This window comes from Pseudomonas sp. 13159349, from assembly GCF_013305685.1.
In the GTDB taxonomy this organism is placed as follows: domain Bacteria; phylum Pseudomonadota; class Gammaproteobacteria; order Pseudomonadales; family Pseudomonadaceae; genus Aquipseudomonas; species Aquipseudomonas asiatica.
On the sequence record NZ_CP045553.1, the window covers coordinates 4,242,834 to 4,263,964 of the forward strand.

Annotated in this window: 20 protein-coding genes; 5 read left to right on the forward strand and 15 right to left on the reverse strand. The window is 61.2% G+C overall.

All coding sequences use genetic code 11. The features are described from left to right. Positions 1 to 11: 11 nt before the first annotated feature. The 15 genes from GEV38_RS19585 to GEV38_RS19655 form a co-directional block, all read right to left on the reverse strand. Positions 12 to 3,578: a glycosyltransferase gene (locus GEV38_RS19585; protein WP_054573094.1), complete on the reverse strand. Its 3,567-nt coding sequence runs from the start codon at positions 3,576 to 3,578 to the stop codon at positions 12 to 14. A gap of 76 nt (positions 3,579 to 3,654) precedes the next feature. Next, positions 3,655 to 5,238, reverse strand: coding sequence for a flagellar hook-associated protein 3 (locus tag GEV38_RS19590; RefSeq protein ID WP_173895923.1), 1,584 nt, complete (start codon positions 5,236 to 5,238; stop codon positions 3,655 to 3,657). A gap of 13 nt (positions 5,239 to 5,251) precedes the next feature. Next, entirely contained in the window at positions 5,252 to 7,285 is a 2,034-nt protein-coding gene (gene flgK, locus GEV38_RS19595) for a flagellar hook-associated protein FlgK (RefSeq protein ID WP_054573092.1), read from the reverse strand. A 12-nt stretch (positions 7,286 to 7,297) separates the two neighbouring features. Continuing rightward, on the reverse strand, positions 7,298 to 8,452 hold the full coding sequence (flgJ, locus tag GEV38_RS19600; RefSeq protein ID WP_054573091.1) for a flagellar assembly peptidoglycan hydrolase FlgJ: 1,155 nt from the start codon (positions 8,450 to 8,452) through the stop codon (positions 7,298 to 7,300). A gap of 11 nt (positions 8,453 to 8,463) precedes the next feature. Then, positions 8,464 to 9,573: a flagellar basal body P-ring protein FlgI gene (locus GEV38_RS19605; protein ID WP_015271237.1), complete on the reverse strand. Its 1,110-nt coding sequence runs from the start codon at positions 9,571 to 9,573 to the stop codon at positions 8,464 to 8,466. Positions 9,574 to 9,585: 12 nt separating this feature from the next. Continuing rightward, complete coding sequence (flgH, locus tag GEV38_RS19610; RefSeq protein ID WP_015271238.1) at positions 9,586 to 10,281, reverse strand: flagellar basal body L-ring protein FlgH; 696 nt, start codon at positions 10,279 to 10,281, stop codon at positions 9,586 to 9,588. 50 nt (positions 10,282 to 10,331) lie between these two features. After that, complete coding sequence (gene flgG, locus GEV38_RS19615; RefSeq protein ID WP_015271239.1) at positions 10,332 to 11,117, reverse strand: flagellar basal-body rod protein FlgG; 786 nt, start codon at positions 11,115 to 11,117, stop codon at positions 10,332 to 10,334. Between the two features lie 47 nt (positions 11,118 to 11,164). Further along, the gene (locus GEV38_RS19620) at positions 11,165 to 11,905 is read right to left on the reverse strand and encodes a flagellar basal body rod protein FlgF (RefSeq protein ID WP_015271240.1); all 741 of its coding nucleotides are present in this window, start codon (positions 11,903 to 11,905) and stop codon (positions 11,165 to 11,167) included. Between the two features lie 273 nt (positions 11,906 to 12,178). Further along, the gene (locus GEV38_RS19625; protein WP_015271241.1) at positions 12,179 to 12,364 is read right to left on the reverse strand and encodes a hypothetical protein; all 186 of its coding nucleotides are present in this window, start codon (positions 12,362 to 12,364) and stop codon (positions 12,179 to 12,181) included. A gap of 72 nt (positions 12,365 to 12,436) precedes the next feature. Further along, entirely contained in the window at positions 12,437 to 13,792 is a 1,356-nt protein-coding gene (gene flgE / locus GEV38_RS19630) for a flagellar hook protein FlgE (RefSeq protein WP_015271242.1), read from the reverse strand. A gap of 31 nt (positions 13,793 to 13,823) precedes the next feature. Then, positions 13,824 to 14,528 carry a flagellar hook assembly protein FlgD gene (gene flgD, locus GEV38_RS19635; RefSeq protein WP_003257261.1) on the reverse strand — a complete coding sequence of 235 codons (705 nt, stop codon included), beginning with the start codon at positions 14,526 to 14,528 and terminating at the stop codon, positions 13,824 to 13,826. Positions 14,529 to 14,543: 15 nt separating this feature from the next. Then, positions 14,544 to 14,987, reverse strand: a complete 444-nt coding sequence (gene flgC, locus GEV38_RS19640; protein WP_003257260.1) for a flagellar basal body rod protein FlgC — start codon at positions 14,985 to 14,987, stop codon at positions 14,544 to 14,546. Between the two features lie 2 nt (positions 14,988 to 14,989). Then, positions 14,990 to 15,400: a flagellar basal body rod protein FlgB gene (flgB, locus tag GEV38_RS19645; protein WP_015271243.1), complete on the reverse strand. Its 411-nt coding sequence runs from the start codon at positions 15,398 to 15,400 to the stop codon at positions 14,990 to 14,992. 521 nt (positions 15,401 to 15,921) lie between these two features. Next, on the reverse strand, positions 15,922 to 16,749 hold the full coding sequence (gene cheR, locus GEV38_RS19650) for a protein-glutamate O-methyltransferase CheR (RefSeq protein ID WP_054572690.1): 828 nt from the start codon (positions 16,747 to 16,749) through the stop codon (positions 15,922 to 15,924). Positions 16,750 to 16,800: 51 nt separating this feature from the next. Next, complete coding sequence (locus GEV38_RS19655; RefSeq protein WP_039612677.1) at positions 16,801 to 17,730, reverse strand: chemotaxis protein CheV; 930 nt, start codon at positions 17,728 to 17,730, stop codon at positions 16,801 to 16,803. A 77-nt stretch (positions 17,731 to 17,807) separates the two neighbouring features. On the opposite strand from GEV38_RS19655, the gene flgA reads away from it, so the two are divergent. The 5 genes from flgA (at position 17,808) to GEV38_RS19680 (ending at position 21,077) form a co-directional block, all read left to right on the forward strand. Beyond that, entirely contained in the window at positions 17,808 to 18,560 is a 753-nt protein-coding gene (flgA, locus tag GEV38_RS19660; protein ID WP_054572691.1) for a flagellar basal body P-ring formation chaperone FlgA, read from the forward strand. A gap of 164 nt (positions 18,561 to 18,724) precedes the next feature. Next, on the forward strand, positions 18,725 to 19,039 hold the full coding sequence (flgM, locus tag GEV38_RS19665) for a flagellar biosynthesis anti-sigma factor FlgM (RefSeq protein WP_015271247.1): 315 nt from the start codon (positions 18,725 to 18,727) through the stop codon (positions 19,037 to 19,039). Positions 19,040 to 19,088: 49 nt separating this feature from the next. Then, positions 19,089 to 19,556: a flagella synthesis protein FlgN gene (locus GEV38_RS19670; RefSeq protein ID WP_015271248.1), complete on the forward strand. Its 468-nt coding sequence runs from the start codon at positions 19,089 to 19,091 to the stop codon at positions 19,554 to 19,556. A 79-nt stretch (positions 19,557 to 19,635) separates the two neighbouring features. Next, complete coding sequence (locus tag GEV38_RS19675; protein ID WP_015271249.1) at positions 19,636 to 20,379, forward strand: flagellar brake protein; 744 nt, start codon at positions 19,636 to 19,638, stop codon at positions 20,377 to 20,379. Between the two features lie 119 nt (positions 20,380 to 20,498). Further along, positions 20,499 to 21,077 (forward strand): hypothetical protein, encoded by a 579-nt coding sequence (locus tag GEV38_RS19680; protein WP_015271250.1) that lies wholly within the window; start codon positions 20,499 to 20,501, stop codon positions 21,075 to 21,077. Positions 21,078 to 21,131 lie beyond the last annotated feature (54 nt).

A 21,131-nucleotide genomic window follows, 5' to 3' on the forward strand; every position in this document is an offset into this window, starting at 1 on the left:
AGAAAGCCGTATCAATCCGCCAACCAGCCCCACTCCCAATGGCGCAGGTTGTCATCGCGCAAAACGAAATCACGCATCACCGCCTCGCGCAACTCATCCCCCATGCGATAACTGGAGGCCGGGTCTGCGAGATGCGAGCGAATCGCTTCGACCCATTCCTTGGTGCTGTTGCCATACACCCGCGTGCAAGGCAAATAACCGCGGTACGCCTCGGTATCGGTACAGATAACCGGGTAACCACAGGCGCCGTATTCCAGCAAGCGCAGGTTGCTCTTGCAGTCGTTGAAGATATGGAACTCCAGCGGGGCCAGGGCCAGATCCAGATTCAGGCTGGCAAGCTTGGCCGGATAGTTGGCCAAGGCTACCGGTGGATGAAACTCATGCACGTACGGGCGAAGCTCATCTGGGCACATGCCGAAGAACACCCAATGAACCTCATCCGCCAAAAGCCGAACTGTTTCAGCAATGATTTCCAGGTCACCCGAATGACTGGTGCCGCCACCCCAACCCACACGTGGTTTCGAGGCCGTTGCCCTCTCGCACTTGAAAGCGCACCAGACCTCCGGGTCGAGCATGTTCGGGACTACGCGGAAATCACTGTGCATCGAGCCCAGCGCATCTGCCAGCGCCTGGGTGGTAACGACGACACGATCACACAACCCGATTGCGCGGCGCAGGTGCTGCTCGATATCTGCCGGCTTGTTACGGGCATGCTTGTTCTTCTTCGGCGCCTTGAGCACATAGTCGTCGATCTCGTAGATACGCCGCGCACTGGAAAACCTGGCCAGCCGTTCAAGGTCGCTGACCGAGTTTTCGTTATGCCGCAACTGCACCACGATGATATCGGGATTCATGCGGGCGAGTTGGACGGTATCCGGGGACTCGTACGAAACCCGTCCGACAATACGCCCGCCAGCCTCCAGACGGGCGAACGGTTCGGTGACCCTATACGCGCCAACTGCCGAGGCGTTCACAGGTAAAGCGAGCACCGAAGGCAGCGTCCGCGCGCAGAACGGGTCCCAACTGCCTTGCTGGCTGGCATCCAGGTCGAAATTGACACGCCCCAGCCCCAGGTTAGGATTATATGCGGGATCGCGCACGACCAACGAACGCCAACGCTCGAAAAAGACCGACTGCTGCTCGAACGTCGCGTTTGCGTGAGGCTCGCCAGAGGCTGCTCCAATCGCATACAAACACGCATAGGGCGTCCAGACGACCAGATAACCCAGGCTTCTCGCGCGCAGGCACAGATCGACTTCACCCAACCCTGCGGAAAACTGGGTGAGATCCAGACCATCTAATGCGTCAAAAACTGACTTGCGCACAATCAGACAGTCACCTGCCACCGCACTCCAGTTCTGAGTGACCTGCAGACGTTGCAAATAGCCTCGACTTTGTCCTTCTTCACCCGCACATACCAGCCCTACGCCACCACTGCCGCCTAGAACCAGGCCTGCGTGAACGACTCTGTCATGCACATCCACCACTTTGGCGCCCACGATTGCCACCTCTGGACGCTGAGCATGGTTGAGCAACTCACCTAGCCATTGGCTCTCGCGGACTTGCAGCCCCGATGAAAGCATCAGCAGGTAATCGCCGCGCGCTGTCTTAGCGGCTTCGTTGATCATCCGCCCGACATCGGCAGCCCCACTCAAACGCAATACCCGAAGTATCGCGCCGCCCACCTCGGCCATTGCATGAAGCCAGTTGCCTGCAGCGGGCTCGATATCATCAGCCGCGACCAGTACCAATTCATAGCGCGAATACGTGGTCTGCTCCAGCACCGACATGACGCAGCGCTGAACTATCTGAAACGGCTGGTTACAGGGCAGCACAAGCGTGACGAGTGGCTGCTCGGTGTGCAGATAGTCGACTCGGTTAAGTACAGGCACTTCATCGTGGCGTATCTGGTGAGCGACACCCAGACGATTCAAGTGCTCGTGAAGCACGGGCTCGCTCTGGGCAATTACCGAATCTTGCGACAGCCACTGCGCAAATCCGAGGGTCGAATGCACCTGAATCTCGGCAATATGCTCAACTGCCTGAGGGCCTTTGGCCTCCACCAACCGCCAGAGCAGATCATGCGCCGCCAGGTCTGCAAAACGTGAATCTAGGCCGCCCAGCGTAGCGAACGCTGCTCGATCGAAAGCTAGAGTACGCCCGACGTACGGATAGCTACGCATCAGGTCGATGTTGAAAGCAGGTTTGAAAATCGGCTCGCAGAGCGCGCCATCCACCCAAGTATCTTCATCGCTGTAGATACAGCCCAACCCCGGCATGACGGCGATGCGCTCCGCCAGCAACAGCAACGCGGCGTCGACAAGCCTGTCACCCGCATGCAACAGGTAGACCCAATCGCTTTCAGGCAAAGCGGCTACGACTCGATTGATCTGGCCGACCCAGTCCCCCTCCAGCGCATGCTGAGCAACCCCCGACCACACACAGCCTTTGACATCAGATAACACAACGCAATCCTGGGCTGCGTAGCACTGCGCCTGAACGCTGTACACAGTCTGACTGAGCTCATCCAGGCTACCGGCCAGATCCAGTATCACTACGGCAACTCGGGGTTTGCGGGGCCAGGACTCGAAGGTACGGGGCAGCTGCTTGAGCTGTGCAGCACTCAGTTGACGCTCATCCACCCAGGCCTGGTAAAGCTCGGCGTAACTTTCACTGTCACTACCGATACGGCAACGCATGGTCTGCTGCCAGTTGCCCAACAGCAACACCAGATTCATCTCGCGCCATTGACCCGGCATGAGCGAGGTGTCCGACAGTGCCCGATAACGTACCCACCCTTGCGCCGGGGCTTGCTCGCCACCACGCTGCTCCAGCATCTGACGCAGCCAGCCCCATTCGCGCACGAGCGATGCCCTCACCGCTGACTGTTTGCTCAAGCGCTGGGCATGCAGGCGTTCAATCACCAGGACATCGCCGAGCAGCATCAACTGCCCGGTGCGCATCAAACAGCAGAAGAGCACCATATCCAGCAATGCCACGAACCCCTGCTCATCCTGCGTCAATGCGCACAAGAAGCTCAAGACCTGCTCACGCCGCATCATCGCTGAGGAGAAGTTGCCGAGGAAATTAGCCGGGCTATCGTTCAGGATCGACAATATGTCGTTGCCATTGAACAGGCTGTCGGTGTCAACAAACCGGGCATTGGCCAAGCGCATCGGCAGCACATAGCTGTTCTCGTCGACGAACATGCGCTGAGCGAGAACCAAGCTGACCTCGCTATCATCTGCCAGACACTTTGCCTGGCGCGCCACGCATAGCGGCATCAGCCGGTCATCGTCACACAACACCTTGACCAGCTCGCCAGATGCCATCTGCACAGCTTGGACCAGATTGCCGACAAACCCGAGGCGACGCTCGTTACGAACATAACGCACCGCCCTACCGCTCTGCTCTTCAACGCAACGCACGATCGTTTCGATCTCATCCCCTTCACTGTCATCACAGACCAGGACCTCGAGGTTCTCGTAGGATTGCCCCACCGCGCTCTGCAACGCCACGGCGAAAAAGCGCGCGCTGTAGGCAGGAATGAGGATGCTGACGAGGGGTTGTTCGTTCACGTTGGAGCCTTGAGAAAAGGGGCTGCGTCAGAGCGGGCACACTGACACAGCGAAGTTGAAACAGGAGGGGAAAGAATCAGATGTAGTTGACCAGCGAAAGCCCGGCGACTTTCGCATACGCTTGCAGCGAAGCTTGCAGCATGTTGGTCTGCATCTGCAGGCGCAGCATCACTTCTGCCGGGTCGCTTTCACGGATCGAGCTCTGAGTCTTGATGTTCTCGGTACTCAGCGCCTCGTTGGTCTCCGACTGAACGTCCAGCGCCTGTCCACGGCCACCGATGGCGCTGACGGACGACGAAACCTGATTGATAGCGCTGGTAATGTTACCCACGGCCGAATCCAGCGAAGCCAGGAAGTTCTGTCGAGCAACCGGATCATTATCCATCGGCGTGGTCAATGCGGTACGCAGCTTGCTGATGGTGTCCAGCGGGTTCTGGGTCTGGTGGGTATCGACCTTGACCGCAAACAAATCGCCCGCACTTGGCGCGCCCGACAATTCGAAACTGACGCCAGCCGCTGTCGCGGTAGTGCCACTCGCCCCGCCGAGCGCCCCAGACGCTATAGGGCGGCTATTGGCAGTAACCGGAGTTGCATACAGCTCGAACGTCGAGCTGCTGGTGAACTTGAGCACGCCCCCCCCTGACGGGAAAGCGGCCTTGTAGGCAGCCTGATCGGTGATGGTCGCGCCCGTCACCTGCTCGGAGGAGGTATTGCCAGGGCTGCGGGTGCCGGAAACCTCATCGGCCTTGGAGCTCAGGTTGAACGTATGCCCTGCGATAGCAGCATCTTCATTACCCTTGTCGCCATCCTTGAAGGTGATGTCCAGGCGCAGATCGACACCGCGGAAGCTGATGCTGGTGTTGTCGCCATTGGGGTCGAACTTGCCGCCCTGGCTGGCCTCGAGCGTGACGTCATTGCCGTCGACATCGGTGATCTTGTATTCGGTGCTGCTGAGGAATTCGATGGTGTACGGCTCGCCACTGCGGAAGCGATCGTTGTACAGGCTGTTGCCGGAGACCTGGCCGTTGGACAGGCTGACGCGGCCATCGTCGGTGGCCGGCGCGGTCAGGCTGGTCTGGCTACGGCTGGTGTTGAGCGCCTGCTCGAAGGCGTCGTAGCCGGTTTCATTGGCCGCCAGGCTGAGCATGTCACCCACCTGCAGGTTGAGCTTGCCCTGGTCGCCCTGGTAGCTGTAGGTGCCATCGGCATTGCGCGCGTAAGGCGGGGTATCGCCCTTGGAACCGGAGAAGATGTACTTGCCGTTCTCGTCCTTGCTGTTCATCAACGAGAACAGCTGGTCTTCCAGCGACGCCAGTTCGTCGGCGTTGGCCTTGCGGTCGGCATCGGTGAACGTACCGTTGCCAGAGCTCACCGCCAGCTCGTTGACCCGCTGCAGGATGGTGCCGATGGAGTTCAGGGTGCTTTCGGCAGTGCCCAGGGCGTTACGTACGTTGACGATGTTGCCGCTGTACTGCTTCAGCATGTTCTGCTGTTGTTCCAGTTGCAGCAGACGCGCCGCACCCACCGGGTCATCCTTGGCCGAACGCACGCGAATGCCATCGCTTGCCTCCTGCTGGCTCTTCACCGTCTTGGCGAAGTTGCTCTGGTAGTTGGCCTGGTTGGTGTTGTAGAACTGCGAAGTAGAGATGCGTACGCTCACGATCTACGGCTCCTTAAAGACTGTTGATCAGGGTGGCGAAGGTTTCCTGGGCCGCCTTGATGATCTGCGACGACGCGGTGTAGTACTGCTGGAACTTGACCAGGTTGCCGGTCTCTTCATCGATCGACACACCCGACAGGCCGTTGCGGCTTTCCACTGCCGAGGCATGCAGGGCAGTGGTGGCATCGCTGTCCATCTGCGCCTGGCCGGCCTTGCCGCCAACATTGGAGACCAGCTTGGCGTAGGCATCGGTGAAGCTGATGCCCTTGCCGTTGGCGCCAACCTCGACCGTGGACTTGGTCTGCAGGTCGATCACCGACAAGGCGTTGCGGTTGTCCGCCGAACCTGCGCCGCTCAGCGCCACGGTATAGCTGTCGCCGTTCTTCGGCGCGCCGGAAACGCTCATCTCGAAGGTGAAATTGCCACCCAGCGAATTGCCGCTGCCATCGACCATCGGCACCGACAGCTGCAACTTGTTCTCCTGCCCCGGCACGATGGTGCCACTGCCGATTTCGGTGCCCTTGGCGTCGTACATCTTGTAGGCCTGGGGCGAACTGGTGTCATCGCCGAACACCAGCTTGACCGGGGTCGAATACTTCAGGCCAGTCTGCAATTGCGAACGCTGGGCGGCATCGTAGATGTCCATTTCCGAGGTCAGCGTCGGCTGGGTGATGACGCCGGTACCTTTGTTGCCCGATCCACTGGTGGCGGTCAGCGGCGAAGCCAAGGCCAGGCGCTTCGGGTCGGTCAGGACAGTGTCGATGCCTGCGGCGGCATTGCGGGTCGGGGTGATCTTGAAGCTGTCGCCAGCACTCAGGCCGCCACCATTGAGCGACAGGGTGAACCCGTCGATCACCGGAGGCGGCGTGTCGGTGAGGTCGAAACTGCCCATGTCGGTGCCTTCCGGCAACTTGCGCACGCTGTAGCCAGTGGCGCTGGTGAAGGTCACCTGGTAATCGCTGGTGCTCAGCTTGCCGGTGTCCTTGATGGTCACATCGAGGTTGCCGGAGCCGGTGCTGTTGCCGGTCTTGGCGACACTGCGCTGGCTGATGGCAGCGGCGCTGTTGATATCGCCGAACAGGGTGGCACCGAAGTCACCGTTCTTGTCGATGCCCTGGGCCAGCTGGCTGTTGATCGCATCGGCTACTACCAGGGCCACGCGACCGAGCTCGTTGAGCGCCGGGTCGAGGGTATCCTTGCGGTAGCGGATCAGGCCGCCAAGTTCACCACCGGTAGTGGTGCTGGTGATGTCCATCTTGGTCGAGCCGCGATTGAGGATCAGGCTCATGCGGGTCGGGTCGGTGGCGCTCGGCTGCACGCCGATGGTCTGGGTGGTGTTGCCCAGCACCAGGGCCTGGCCGTTCTTCAGGTAGATGTCGTAGTTGCCGTTCTTCTGCTCTACAACGTCGGCACCGATCAGCGCCGACAATTCGCGCACCGCACCGTCGCGCTGGTCGAGCAGGTCGTTGGGCTGGCCATTGACGGCCGTCATCTTGGAGATCTGGCCGTTGAGGTCGGCAATCGACTGGGTCAGGGCGTTGACCTTGTCAGCGATCGACGCCATGTTGGCATTGATGTCGCTGTTCTGCTGGTTGAGCTGCGCCGACAGGGTATTGAAGCGCTTGGCCAGGGACTGCGCGCTGGTCAGCAGCAGTTGGCGCGAGGCGTCCTCGCTCGGCTTGGCCGCAGCATCCTGCATCGCACTGAAGAAGCTTTTCAGTGCAGCGGTGATACCGGTGTCGCTGCTCGACAGGGCGGTATCCAGCGGCGTGATCTGGTTCAGGTACGAGGTGGCATCGCTGCTCAGCGAGGTGGTGCTGCGCAGCTGGTTCTCGAGGAACGCGTTATAGACCCGGCGCACATCCGCCAGGGTAGTACCGCTGCCGATGAACACCTGGCCGACTTGTTGCCCGCCCTTGGTCTTCTGCACGTTCTGCTGGCGCGAGTAGCTTTCGACATCGGCGTTGGCGATGTTGTTACCGAGGGTGTACATCCCCGATTGCGCGGCGCCAAGCCCCGACATACCAATGTTGATCAGACTCGCCATGGTTCCATGCCCTTAAAGTTTCGTTGCGGTACCGAGCATTGCGTAGTGCTCGTACGACTTCATCTGTCTTGCGATCTGCGAGATCTTGCTGGCGTAATTCGGGTCGGTGGCGTACCCGGCCTTTTGCAACTCTTGCACGAACTGCTCTGGTTTATCGGCGGCCTTCACCGCATCTTGATAGCGCGAATTGTTCTGCAGCAGGCTGACCAGGTCGTGGAAGCTGTCCTGGTAGGAATCGTAGGAGCGGAACGCCGCCGTCTCCTTGACGAACTGGCCATCGCGGAACTCGCTGGTGATCGCCCGCGCCTCGCCACCTTCCCAGTTGCCGGTTGCCTTGATGCCGAACAGGTTGTGGCTGCTGCTGCCATCGGTGTTGCGCATGACCGATTTGCCCCAGCCGGTTTCCAGGGCGGCCTGCGCCACCAGGTAGCGTGGGTCGATACCGATGCGCTTGGCCGCCTGCTCGGCCATCGGCAGCATGGTGGCGACGAACTCGTCGCTGTCGGCAAAGGCCTTTTTCGGTGCCAGCGGTGGCTGGGCCACGGCGCGCCCGAGGATGCGCAGGCCGTTGTCCGGCACGGCGAAGGCCTTGGCCACTTGCTGGCCGTCACGGGCCTGCACGGCTGCGGTATTGGTGCTGGCCGCCGACGGCACGATGCCGGCCATCAGGCGGTCGGTGAGCTTGCTCGGCAGCGCCAGGCGTCGCGAATTGAGCGCGGCGACGTCGTTGCGGGTGGCGGTCGACTGGGCGGCATGCACGGGCTCGGCCACCTTGTTGCCCCACAGCGTCGGGGCATTGCCCTCGATGCGCGGAAACGGGCTGGTGTTGGCCGGCGTGCCCTTGTTCTTCGACAGCTGGCGCACCAGTACGTCCTGCAGCCCGATACCGCCGCCTTCGCGAGACATGCTCACGGCCAGTTGCTGGTCGTACATGTCGCGGTACTGCTTCACCGTTTCGGTGTTCATCGGGTTGTCGTCGGCCAGCACGTCGCTGGCCTTGCGCGAGGCCTTGAGCATTTCGCTGATGAACAGCGACTCGAACTCCTGGGCCACCTTGCGCACGTTGGCGTCGCTGTCGCGATCGCCATGCTTGAGCGAGCTCAGGCGGTTGAGGTCGGTGTAGGCGCCGCTGTCGGCGCTGCCGGAAACCAGGCTTTTGCTGTTCATCCGCGCCGTCCTCAGATCACGATCAGGTCGGCCTGCAGGGCGCCGGCCTGTTTCAGGGCTTCGAGGATGGCCATCAGGTCGCTGGGCGCTGCGCCCACCTGGTTCACCGCACGGACGATTTCATCCAGCGTGGTGCCCGGGCCGAACTTGAACATCGGCTTGGCTTCCTGCTCGGCGTTGACCCGCGAGCGCGGCACCACGGCGGTCTGCCCATTGGAGAACGGCCCCGGCTGGCTGACGATCGGGTCTTCGGTAATGGTCACGGTCAGGCTGCCGTGGGTCACCGCGGCCGGCGACACCTTGACGTTCTGGCCAATGACGATGGTGCCGGTGCGCGAGTTGATGATGACCTTGGCGACCGCCTGGCCCGGGTCGATCTCGAGGTTCTCGAGGATCGACAGGTAGTCCACGCGCTGGCTCGGGTCCATCGGCGCAGTGACCCGTACCGAACCGCCGTCCACGGCCTGGGCCACGCCCGGGCCGAGCAGGTCGTTGACCTTGTCGACGATGCGCTTGGCAGTGGTGAAGTCGGGGCGGTTGAGGTTCAGGGTCAGGCTGTTGCCCTGGTTGAAGCCGCTCGGCACTGCACGCTCGACGGTAGCACCGCCAGGGATACGACCGGCCGACGGAACGTTGACGGTGATCTTCGAACCGTCACGGCCCTCGGCATCGAAGCCGCCCACCACCAGGTTACCCTGGGCCACGGCATAGACGTTGCCGTCGATACCCTTGAGCGGGGTCATCAGCAGGCTGCCGCCGCGCAGGCTCTTGGAGTTACCGATCGAGGACACGGTAATGTCCACCACCTGGCCTGGCTTGGCGAACGCCGGCAGGTCGGCATGCACCGACACTGCCGCAACGTTTTTCAACTGCACGTTGCCGGAGCCGGCCGGCACCTTGATGCCGAACTGCGACAGCATGTTGTTGAAGGTCTGCAGGGTGAACGGCGTCTGGGTGGTCTGGTCACCCGTGCCATTGAGCCCCACCACCAGGCCGTAACCGATCAGCTGGTTGGAGCGCACGCCAGAAATGCTGGCGATGTCCTTCAGGCGCTCGGCCTGGGCGCCGAAGGCACAGGACAGGAGCAGGGTTGCGGCAATCAGCTGCCTCACGTTGAACATGGTCATCCGTACTCAGAAAGGCCAAAGCGGGCTGATGAAGAAGCGGTCCAGCCACCCGGGCTGGCTGGCATCGGCGAACGAGCCGGTACCGGAATAGGTGATGCGCGCGTCGGCCACGCGAGTGGACGGCACGGTGTTGTCGGTGGCGATGTCGTCGGCGCGGATCATGCCGGCGATGCGCACCAGCTCTTCGCCGGTGTTCAGGGTCAGCCATTTCTCGCCGCGCACGGCGATGATGCCGTTGGGCAGCACTTCGGCCACGGTCACGGTGATGGAACCGGTCAGGGTGTTGCCCTGAGTGGCCTTGCTGTCGCCCTTGGTGGCGCGCTCGCCGCTGTAGCCGGCCTCCAGCGACAGGTCACCACTGCCGAACGGGTTGTTGGTGTTCGGCGTAGTGCCGAACAACGATGTCAGGCCGATGTTGGCGTTGCTGTTTTTCTGGATCTGCGAGCCGGCGTTCTTGCTGGCCGATGTGCGCTCGTTGAGGGTGATGGTGATGATGTCACCCACCCGGAACGCCTTGCGGTCGCTGTACAGGTTCTGCTCGAAGCCGGCCTGGTAGATCGAACCGTTGTTGGCCGCTGCCGGCAACGGGGTGCGCGGCAGTACCGGCGCGTAGTACGGGTCGTTGGGCTTGGGCGTCGGCGCGACGCAACCTGCCAGCAACACCGCCCCCCCCAGGGCGAAAACGGACAACAGACGATTCATGACGCTTACCTCACGGGTGCAACGGAGTGACGGGGTTAGAGCTGCCTGCTTCAGAGCTGTTGAGTAACGAACGACAGCATCTGGTCAGCCGTGGAAATGACCTTGGAGTTCATCTCGTAGGCACGCTGGGTAGTGATCATGTTCACCAGCTCTTCCACGGTGCTGACGTTGGAGTTTTCCAGGGTCTGCTGCAGGGTGGTGCCGAAACCGTTCAGGCCCGGGGTGCCGACTTGCGGCGCGCCACTGGCGGCGGTTTCGAGGAACAGGTTGTCGCCAATCGCCTGCAGGCCGGCCGGGTTGATGAAGTCGGCGGTCTGGATGTTGCCGATCACCTGCGCAGCCGGGTTGCCGGCGGTGGTGATCGACACGGTGCCGTCCTGGCCGACGGTGAAGGTCTGCGCGTCGTTCGGCACGACGATGGCAGGTTCCAGGGCGAAACCGTTGGCGGTGACGATCTGGCCGTCGGAGTTCAGGTGGAAGGTACCGTCACGGGTATACGAAACGGTGCCGTCCGGCTGCAATACCTGGAAGAAACCACGGCCGTTGACCGCCATGTCCAGCGGGTTTTCCGTGGTTTGCAGGCTGCCGGTCTGGAAGTTCTTCTGGGTGCCGACGATGCGCACACCAGTACCGACCTGCAGGCCGGAAGGCAGCTCGCTGTCCTGGGTGGACTGCGCGCCCGGCTGGCGTTTGATCTGGTACAGCAAGTCCTGGAACTCGGCGCGATCACGCTTGAAGCCGGTGGTCGAGACGTTGGCCAGGTTGTTGGAGATGACCGTCAGGTTGGTGTCCTGGGCGGACAGGCCGGTTTTAGCGACCCAAAGAGCCGGAAGCATGTAAGTTCTCCTCGTGCGCCTGTTTTACGGCACTCGTTCAAAAGTGATTAGCCGATTTGCAAAACACGCGCCATGGCTTCGTCGCCTTCCTTGGCCGCGTTCATCATCTTCACGTGCAGTTCGAATTGACGGGACAGCGCCAGCACCGAGGTCATTTCTTCCACGGCGTTGACATTGCTGCCTTCCAGGAAGCCCGACACCACCCGCACGTTGACGTCGGCGTCTGCCGGCTGGCCGTCGCGGGTATGGATCAGGCCATCCAGGCCCTTGGTCAGGCCTTTGGTATCGGGGTTGACCAGCTTGATGCGGTCGACTTCGGCCATCACGCGCGGGTCTTCCCCCATGGAGCGGATGCTGATGGTGCCATCGGCGCCGACTTCGACCTTCTGCTCTGGCGGAATCGCAATCGGGCCGCCGTTGCCGATTACCGGCATGCCGTTGCCGGCACGCAGCACACCAAGGGCATCGATGTTCAGGCTGCCGGTGCGTACGTAGGCTTCACTACCATCGGGCGCCTGCACGGCGATGAAGCCCTTGCCGGTCACCGTCACATCCAGATCGCGGCCGGTTTCCACCATCGGACCTTCGCTGAAGTCGGTGGCCGGGCGCTCGGTCATGGCAAAGGCGCGCGACGGAAAGCTGTCGCCGAACACCGGCATCGAGCGGGCCTGCTCCAGGTCTCGCTGGAAACCGTTGGTGGAAATGTTCGCCAGGTTGTTGGCGTGCGCCTTCTGGGCCAGCGCATTCTGGCTCGCGCCGGTCATGGCCACGTAAAGCATCTTGTCCACAGTCATCCTCCATTGCACTGGCGGTCGTTTGCCGCTCGCCGTTGCTATGCGAGCTAGAAAGCAAGTTCCGAACCAACTTTGCGAAATCATGAAAAAGCCCGTGGATACGGGCTTTCGAGGGGGCAGTCGACGTGTTGGACGCCGGTTATCCGGCGCTTGGTTGCCGATGACGGCAAACCTGTACCGGCCTCTTCGCGGGTGAACCCGCTCCCACAGGCACAGCGCGACACCTGTGGAGCGGGTTTACCCGCGAAGAGGCCAGTACAGGTTTATTCAAGGCTCGCGGCAAGCGCCGTTGCTGTAGGGGCCGGCGAACTTCTTCCAGCCATCCCCCGGCGGCCATTGCGAGCAGACCAGGCGCCCGTCCACCTGGCTTTCCCAGCGCCACCAGGGCGCGGTACCGGCCTGGGCCTGGTACAGGCAGAAAGCAGCAACCAATGTGACAACCAGCCTTTTCATGACCCCTCCGGCAAAGACGACGAACCCCTTCATGACAAAGGGGTTCGCCCACATACACTCAGCCAGCAACCATCAGGCCATCTGGATGACGGTCTGCATGATGGTGCTTTCAGTGGAGATAGTCTTGGCGTTCGCCTGGTAGTTGCTCTGCGCCTTGATCAGCTCGACCAATTCCTGAGTCAGGTTCACGTTCGAGCCTTCCAGCGCGTTGGACTCGACGCTGCCCAGGGTACCTGTCTTCGGTGCATCGATGCCTGGGATGCCGGAGGTGTAGGTTTCGGTCCAGCGGGTACCACCAATCTGCTGCAGGCCCTGCTCGTTGGCGAAGCTGGCCAGGGCCACCTGGCCAATGGCGCGGGATTGCTGGTTGCTGAAGCTGGCGAACAGCACACCCGTCGAGTCGATGCTCAGGCTCGACAGGATACCGGTCGCGTAGCCGTCCTGAGACTGCGACATGCGCGCGGTCTCGGTGTTGTAGGAAGTGGTGCTGTTCATCGCCAGGCGCATGCCATCGGCATTGCCTACCGCGCCATTGGAGATCCAGTTACCCGCAGAATCCTCCACCGCCGGCACCCAGCCAGTCATGGTGAAGGTATTGTTGGTCACGGTGAACGACGAGCCCGCCGGGTGCCCGGTATTGTCCGCAGTCATGCTCTTGACCGAGCCATCGCTATTGAAGCTGATGGTGCCAGTCAGCGGCACGGTGGAGGATGGGGAAAACGGGTTGCGCCCATCGACCAGGGTGTACATGGTCCACTCATTGGTGCCAGTCTTGCGATAGAACTGCTCCATGGTGTGCTCGTTACCCTGGCTGTCGTACACCTTGGTCGGGAAAGACTTGGTGTAAGTCGTCTGATCGGAAGGATCGAACGGCAGGTTCGGCACCATCACGCCAGTGCCATCGTCCACTTCCAACGGGATGTCGGCGGCCGAAGAATTCAGGTTGATGCCCTGGTCGATCAGCGATGTTGCCTTTGGCTGCAGCGCCGACGTATCGATCTGCAAATCGGTCAGCACGCCCTTCTGGATCTTGCCAGTCGAGTCGGCGGCATAGCCCTGCAGGCGCAGGCCGTCCGAGGTAACCACGAAGTTGTCCTTGCTGGCCTGGAAAGCACCCGCACGGGTGTACACGCGCGAGCCGTTATCGGACAGCACGAAGAAGCCCTGCCCCTGGATCCCCATATCCAGCACGTTGCCGGTGGTGTTGACGTCACCCTGGGTGAACTGCTGGGAAACCGCTGCCAGGCGCACGCCGTTACCCACCTGGTTCTTGCCAACACCCAGGCGGTTGGAACCTGCATAGACATCGGCGAACTCGGCACGCGACGACTTGAAGCCATTGGTGTTGACGTTGGCGATGTTGTTGCCGGTGACATCCAGTTGCTTGTTTGCTGCGTACAGACCGCTAAGGCCGATATTGAAAGACATGAATTCGCTCCTTTTGCCGCTCTAGCGGGCCTTAGATACCGATGGTTTGCACGTCGGAGAGGGACACTTTGCCAACACCGGCGAGGTTGAGCACCATTTCGCCGGCGGCACTGAAACTGACGCTGGTCACCTTGGCTGGCAACAGCGTGTTCATCTGCACCGACTTGCCATCCACCGTGGTGGTGGCAGTGAAGGTGTAAGTACCAGGATCGACTTTCTCACCACTGCTGTTGGTACCGTCCCAGATGAAATCGGCGTAACCGGCTTTCTGCTCGCCCAGCTCGATGGTCTTGACGGTATTGCCGTCCTTGTCCTTGATGGTGATCTTCGCTTCGCCGATGGCTTGCGGCACGACGAACTGCGCATTGAAGCTTTCTGCGGTGTCGACCACGGCCTTGTCGTTCTGCACTACCACCGAACGCCCGACCAGCGACGACGCCTGCAGGGCCTGGGACGAGGCCATGGCGCTGGTGATGGAGTTGACCGATTCGTTCAGCGAGGTAATGCCTTCCAGGCTGCTGAACTGCGCCAACTGGGCAACGAACTCACCGTTGTCCTGTGGGTCCAGCGGGTTCTGGTGCTGCATCTGGGTGACCAGCAACTGCAGGAACGCGTCCTTGCCGAGCGAGTCGTTGCCGGTCTTGGATGCGGTGTCCGTGGTCTTCTTGGTGCTGGTGCCTACACCCGACGCCGCGAGCACGTCGTTGAGGTTCACACCGTTGGTATCGATTGCCATGCTCTGGTTTCCTTATCACTGACCGAGGGTCAGGACCTTCTGCATCATGGCCTTGGCCGTATTCATCAGCTCGGCGTTGGTCTGGAACGCGCGGCTGGCGGAGATCATGTCAGCCATCTCTTCAACCACGTTGACGTTCGGGTAGTAGACGTAGCCGTCCTTGTTCGCCGCCGGGTGGTTGGGCTCGTAACGGGCCTCCAGATTGCTCTGATCCTCGACGATGCCTTTTACCTGCACGCCCTGCCCTGCTTCGCCCTGGTCTTCGAACAGCGACTGGCTGCCGCCGGCCTGTGCGTCCTGGAAGGTGGTGGCGAACACCGGGTGGCGGGCGCGGTAGGTCTGATCGATGCTCGAAGATACGGTCTCGGCGTTGGCGATGTTGGAAGCAACGGTGTTCAGGCGCGTGTTCTGCGCACTCATGCCGCTACCGGCAATGTTGAAGACGCTGGAAAGGGACATGATCATTCTCCCCGCAGGGCCGAAACCAGCCCTTTGAATTTACTGTTGAGCAAGGTGAAGCTGGCCTGGAAGCCGACGGCGTTTTCGGTGTAGTTCGATTGCTCGATCTGCGCGTCCACGGTGTTCTGGTCGATCGACGGCTGCGTTGGCGTACGGTACTTGAGGGTATCGTCGGCCATGGCCAGGCCCTCGGCCTCGATATGGCGGCTGTTGGTACGATCGAGGCTGAAACGGCCGCCGCTCTGCTGCTTGTCGCTCTCGGCAGCGAGCACCGATGCGAAATCCATGTCGCGCGCCTTGTAGTTGGGCGTGTCGGCGTTGGCGATGTTGTTGGCCAGCACTTCGGCGCGCTGGGCGCGGAAGCCCAGGGCCTTTTCGTGAATACCAAGCGCCTTGTCGAAGCTGATGCTCATGTCGGGGAAACCTTCGGAGGTTGACCGGAATATCGTTGGGCAAGGTATAGCAAGGGCTGTGCCAACCAATAGAAAGCCCGGAAATACGGGCTTGCAGGGCAAGGTGCTGTCAGAGTGATGCCAGAAAAGCGGCAAAGGCCTTCCGCCTTCGGGCGCGAAAGCGGCAATTGCCGGGCGGCAAAAGCGGCAAAACAAAAAATTGACGTCAGTGTTTTGCGATAGAGGTGTTGCGCCTATGAGATCGAGCGCCGCCCGCGCGGCGCTTCGCGGGACAAGCCCGCTCCCACATTTGTTGCAACGTGGCCATGCCTGTGAGATCGGCGTTGCCCGCCTTGGTGAAGTGTTTGAGACTGGCGAGACGGCTGTAGCGCCAGCCCGGAAACCGCGTCAAGGCAACAAGGCTGACAACCATGGCCTGACAGGTTTGGCACGCTGCAACAAATGTGGGAGCGGGCTTGTCCCGCGAAGCGCCGCGCGGGCGGCGCTCGATCTCACAGACGCAACAAACCTTGACCCCGCCCCTACTTCGCCTGGTAGATGATCCCCGGACTGCACTGCACCATCTGATAATGGTCCGGCAACCCGTTCAGCGCCTCGGAAGCCCCGAGGAACAGATACCCACCCGGTTTCAAGGTACTGTGGATACGCAACAGGATGTCCTTCTTCACCTGCGCCGAGAAATAGATCAGCACGTTACGGCAGAACACCACATCGAACTTGCCCAGGCTGGCATAGCTGTCGAGCAGGTTGAACGAGCGGAACTCGACGCGGCTGCGAATCGCCGACTTGACCGCCCAGCGCCCCGGCCCCTTGGTGTCGAAGTAGCGCTGCAGGCGCTCCTGGGACAAGCCTCGGGCAATCGCCAGGCTGTCGTACTCGCCGGTCTTGCAGTTGGTCAGCATGGTGCCGGACAGGTCGGTGGCAACGATCTGCGCGCCCATCTTCAACTGGCCGAGGTTGCTACGCTCGAACTCGTCGATGGCCATCGAGATGGAATACGGTTCCTGCCCCGACGAACAGGCCGCCGACCACATGCGCAGGCGCTGGCCGGGGTTGTTGCGGATGAACTCGGGGATGACCTTGTTCTTCAGCACCTCGAACGGATAGGTATCGCGAAACCACAGGGTCTCGTTGGTGGTCATGGCATCGACCACCTGCTCGCGCAAGCCGCCGCGCGGCTGGGCCTGGATGCGCTGCACCAGCTCGCCCAGGCTCTTGATGCCCTGTTGCTCCATCAGCTTGTTGAGACGGCTGGAGACCAGGTACTGCTTATTCTCGCCCAGCAGGATGCCACAGGCTTTCTCCAGGAAGACCCGGAACTGTTCGAAATCCAAATTACCCGTAGACACTACTGCCGCCTCTTTTAAATCACTGGTGCCGGGGGCCTGCCCCCGGCTGCTTCAATGCGTTGCCTTGATCCGGTCGACCACCCGCTGGGCCAGGTCGTCCGGCTTGAACTTGGCCAGGAAGTCATCGGCACCGACCTTCTTGACCATCGCCTGGTTGAACACCCCGGAAAGCGAAGTATGCAGGCAGATGTGCAATTTTTGCATGCGCGGATCGCTGCGGATCTCCGCCGTTAGCGTATAGCCGTCCATTTCCGGCATTTCAATGTCCGAGATCATCATCAGGAACTCTTCTTCCGGCTTCTTGCCCTCATCCACCAGCTGGCGCAGGTAGTTCAGGGCCTGACGACCGTCATTGAGCGCCACCACCTCGACCCCCACGGTCTGCAGGCAGCGGCTGACCTGCTTGCGCGCCACCGACGAATCGTCGACGGTGAGCACCCGAAGCAGCACGGCCTTGTCCTGCACCTCGGCATCAATCACACCGGCCGACACCGACTCGGAGGACGGCGCCACTTCGGCCAGCACCTTCTCCACATCGATGATCTCGACCATGCGGTTGTCCACCCGGGTGACCGCGGTCAGGTAGTGGTCGCGGCCGGTGCCCTTGGGTGGCGGATGGATCTCTTCCCAGTTCATGTTGACGATCCGCTCCACCGAATGCACCAGGAAGCCTTGGGTCTTGGTGTTGTACTCGGTGATGATCACGAAACTGTTGCGCGTGTCTTCCTGCAGCGGCCGCAACCCGGTGGCCATCGACAGGTCGAGGATCGGGATGGTCGCCCCGCGAATATTGGCAACACCACGCACCACCGGGTGCGCCTTGGGCAGCAGGGTCAGCGCAGGGCATTGCAGCACTTCCCTGACCTTGAATACGTTGATGCCGTAAAGCTGCTCGCCATTGAGGCGGAACAGCAGCAATTCCAGGCGATTCTGCCCCACCAGCTGCGTGCGCTGGTTGACCGAATCCATAACACCTGCCATGCCAGACTCCTTTATGTTTCAGCCTTTCGTTGCAACTCAGGTAGCGAGTCGGCACGGGCTTTGCTTTTTTGAGCGCCATGTACACGAAAACGACATTTTCCCGACGATTGACGCGCCTGCTGACTGGCTCGCTGGCCATGCTGTGCCTTCTGGTGCCCGGCGTTCGCACGGTAGCGGACGCGTTTACCTTGCCTGAACAGCTTATCGGTGTCACTCAAGGGTTTCTTGAATTCAGCGTCGAAGATTATCTGGCCACCACCCAGACCGCCGGCCGTTACGAGATCCAGGTCAATCCGCTGGACCCGCGCCTGCGTATGCCGCTGTGCAGCCAGCAGCTGGACGCCTCGCTGGAAAGCCCGGCTCAGCCATTGGGCCGCGTCACGGTGAAGGTACGCTGCGAAGGCTCAGCGCCCTGGACCGTGTTCGTGCCGGCCACCGTGCGGCTGTTCCGCGACGTGGTGGTGGTGACCCGGCCGCTCAAGCGCGACAACGTGGTGGGCGAAGGCGATGTGGCCCTGCGCGAGCGGGATGTCGGCACCCTGGGCCAAGGCTTCCTGACCGAACTGGAACAGGCGGTGGGCATGAAGATGCTGCGCCCCACGGTGATCGACCAGGTACTCACCCCGCAACACCTGGAACAGGCCGAGGTGGTGCGCAAGGGTGACCACGTGGTGATCATCGCCCGCAGTGGCAGCCTGAGTGTGCGCATGCCCGGAGAAGCCCTGAGCAAGGGTGGCCTGAGCGAACAGATCCGGGTGCGCAACCTCAATTCCAAACGGGTGATCAAGGCCAGGGTGACCGGCCCTGGGCAGGTCGAGGTAAGTATGTAGCCAGCCCACTGATTTGCGCTGGCGGTGAGGAACCGCTTTTCCTAAACTGTGTCAGAAAACGGGTTCGCGAGCTTGCTGACAGGCGGCTATGCATTTGTGCCTAAAGTTTCTTTCGGGTTGGCCGAAAACAAGGCAAGCGTCCAAATACCCAGAGGTTTCTGATCATGGTCATCGACTTCAGTCGTTTGAATAACTCTCCGTCCGTCACGGGCGGCGTGCGCGGCAACACCGCGTCCGGCAGCGCCGAAAAACCGGCAGCCAGCCAGGAAGCGGCAACCGCCACCAGCGCCAGCGGAGAAGCGGTACACCTCAGCCAAGAGGCCCAGCAGTTGCAGAAGATCAGCGACAAGCTGCGCGACGAGCCGGTGGTCAACAGTGCCCGTGTGGCCCAGTTGAAACAGGCGATCGCCGACGGCAGCTACCAGGTCGATGCCGGCCGGGTCGCCAGCAAACTGCTCGATTTCGAAGCCCAGCGCTGACCGTTCGGCGCGCTGACTTCACGGACGCTAGAAAAGCCAAGAGTTAGCCATGCACGACACCACCTTGCTGCAACTGATCGAAGATGACATTGCCCCTATGCAGGAACTGCTGGACCTTCTGCAAAAGGAAGCGGTCGCCCTGCATGGCCGCGACATGGCGCCACTGGAGAATATCCTGGCCCGCAAGCAGTCTTTGATTGTGCTGCTGGAGCAGCAAGGCCTGCGGCGCAACAACCTGCTTGCCAGCCTTGGCCTGAGCCCTGATCGCGCCGGAGTGGAGGCCGTGGCGGCACAATCGCCGAACGGTGAACTGCTGCTGCAGCAACTCGATGTGATCAGCCAGCTGATGCAAGCCTGCCAGCAGCTCAACGAGACCAATGGCCGGATCATCCAGGTGCAGCAGCACGTCACCAACAACCAGATCCGGATCCTCATGGGCGGCGATTCTCCGTCGCTCTACGACAGCCGCGGCAGCACCTCGCCGCTGGCCAAGCCACGGGCGCTCAGCCAAGTGTGATTTTTCTATCAAGGCACGGAACATACTGGCAAAATGCCGTTAATTGCGTGTGTCGCTTTTGCCTGGAGAACGATAAGCCGTGTTCAATGAATCCGATGCCCCGCAGCCGCCAAAGGTGCTGAACACCCCTTTGGAGATTGCGGCCAACTTGCGGCAGCTGCAGGAAAGCCACGACCCCCTGATCATCACCTTCCACGACCGCAGCCAGCGCTTCCAGAGCTACGTGGTGCACGTGGACCGTGAAAGCAATACCCTGGCGCTGGACGAAATGATCCCGCGCGACGGTGAGAAGTTCATCGAGAACGGCGAACACTTCCGCGTCGAAGGCTTCCACGATGGTGTGCGCATCGCCTGGGACTGCAACCACGAGTTGAAGATCAGCGAAGTCGACGGTCACCGCTGCTACCGCGGCGCCATGCCCCTGGAAATGACCTACCACCAGCGCCGCAATGCCTTCCGCGCCGCGCTGAAGCTGTCGCAGCTGGTCGATATCATCCTCGATGGCACCCACCTCAAGGGCAACGGCGCCCTGCGTGGCAAGCTGCTGGACATCTCAGCCACCGGCTGCAAACTGCGGTTCGAGGGCAATGTCGAGGATCGCCTGCAACTGGGCCAGGTGTACGAGCGGTTCAAGGCGGCCAACCCGCTGGGCCTGGTCGATACCATGGTCGAGCTGCGCCACCTGCACTATGAAGAGCGGATCAACACCACCTTTGCCGGCGTGCGCTTCCATAACCTTACCGGGCAGGCGCAGCGCAAGGTCGAGAGCTTTGTCTACCAGCTGCAGCGTGAGGCACGGCGCTTCGACAAAGACGATTATTGAGTGCAGGCCCACTGTGCGGGTGTAGCGCACAGCACCTGGGCGTGGTGCGCTTCCAGGTTACCTATGGCTCCGCGGCTGCTTAGTGTACTTGTACCCAAGCGACCGCCGAGGAGCCCACAATGATCCAAGCCAATTTCACCGCCGAACTCCACTGCCAGCATGGCCAGGTGGGAGTGGTCGACACCCCGCTGTACGTTCACCCCCTATTCTCCCTCGATCAGGATGGCTGGCTATGCACAGAGCACCAGCGCGGGGACAGCCCGAGCTTCAAGCCCATCACTTTCGCGTTCCGTTTCCTGAAGCACCAGGGCGAGCGAACGCACTATGCGATCAACGGCGCCGAGACCTGGGAATATTTTGGTTCGAGCCTGGAGCGCAACCGCAATGGCTGGGTAGGCTTTTATGCGACGCATATCGTTGGCCGGATCATCGGCAACGCCAATCTCGCAGAGGCTTTCTATGAGGCCATAGAGGGCAAAGGGCAATGGAAGATCGAAACGCTCAGCCCCTGGGACGGCCGCCTGGAAACAGCCGAAGAAGTGCCCTTCTACCTGCGTGACCTGAACGGTTACCGGGTGGCGCTGGCCAGGTCCACCTATACCCGGGACAAGGTCAAGCGCCATTACTGGTTCCTCAATGCCAGTACCAAAGAGGGCGAGATACTGGTCTTCAACCTGAAGAACATAAAGCCAGCCTGACTCGCCAGGGGCACCGGACATGACCGGCACCCTTCGAGGGGCAGGCCAACAGGC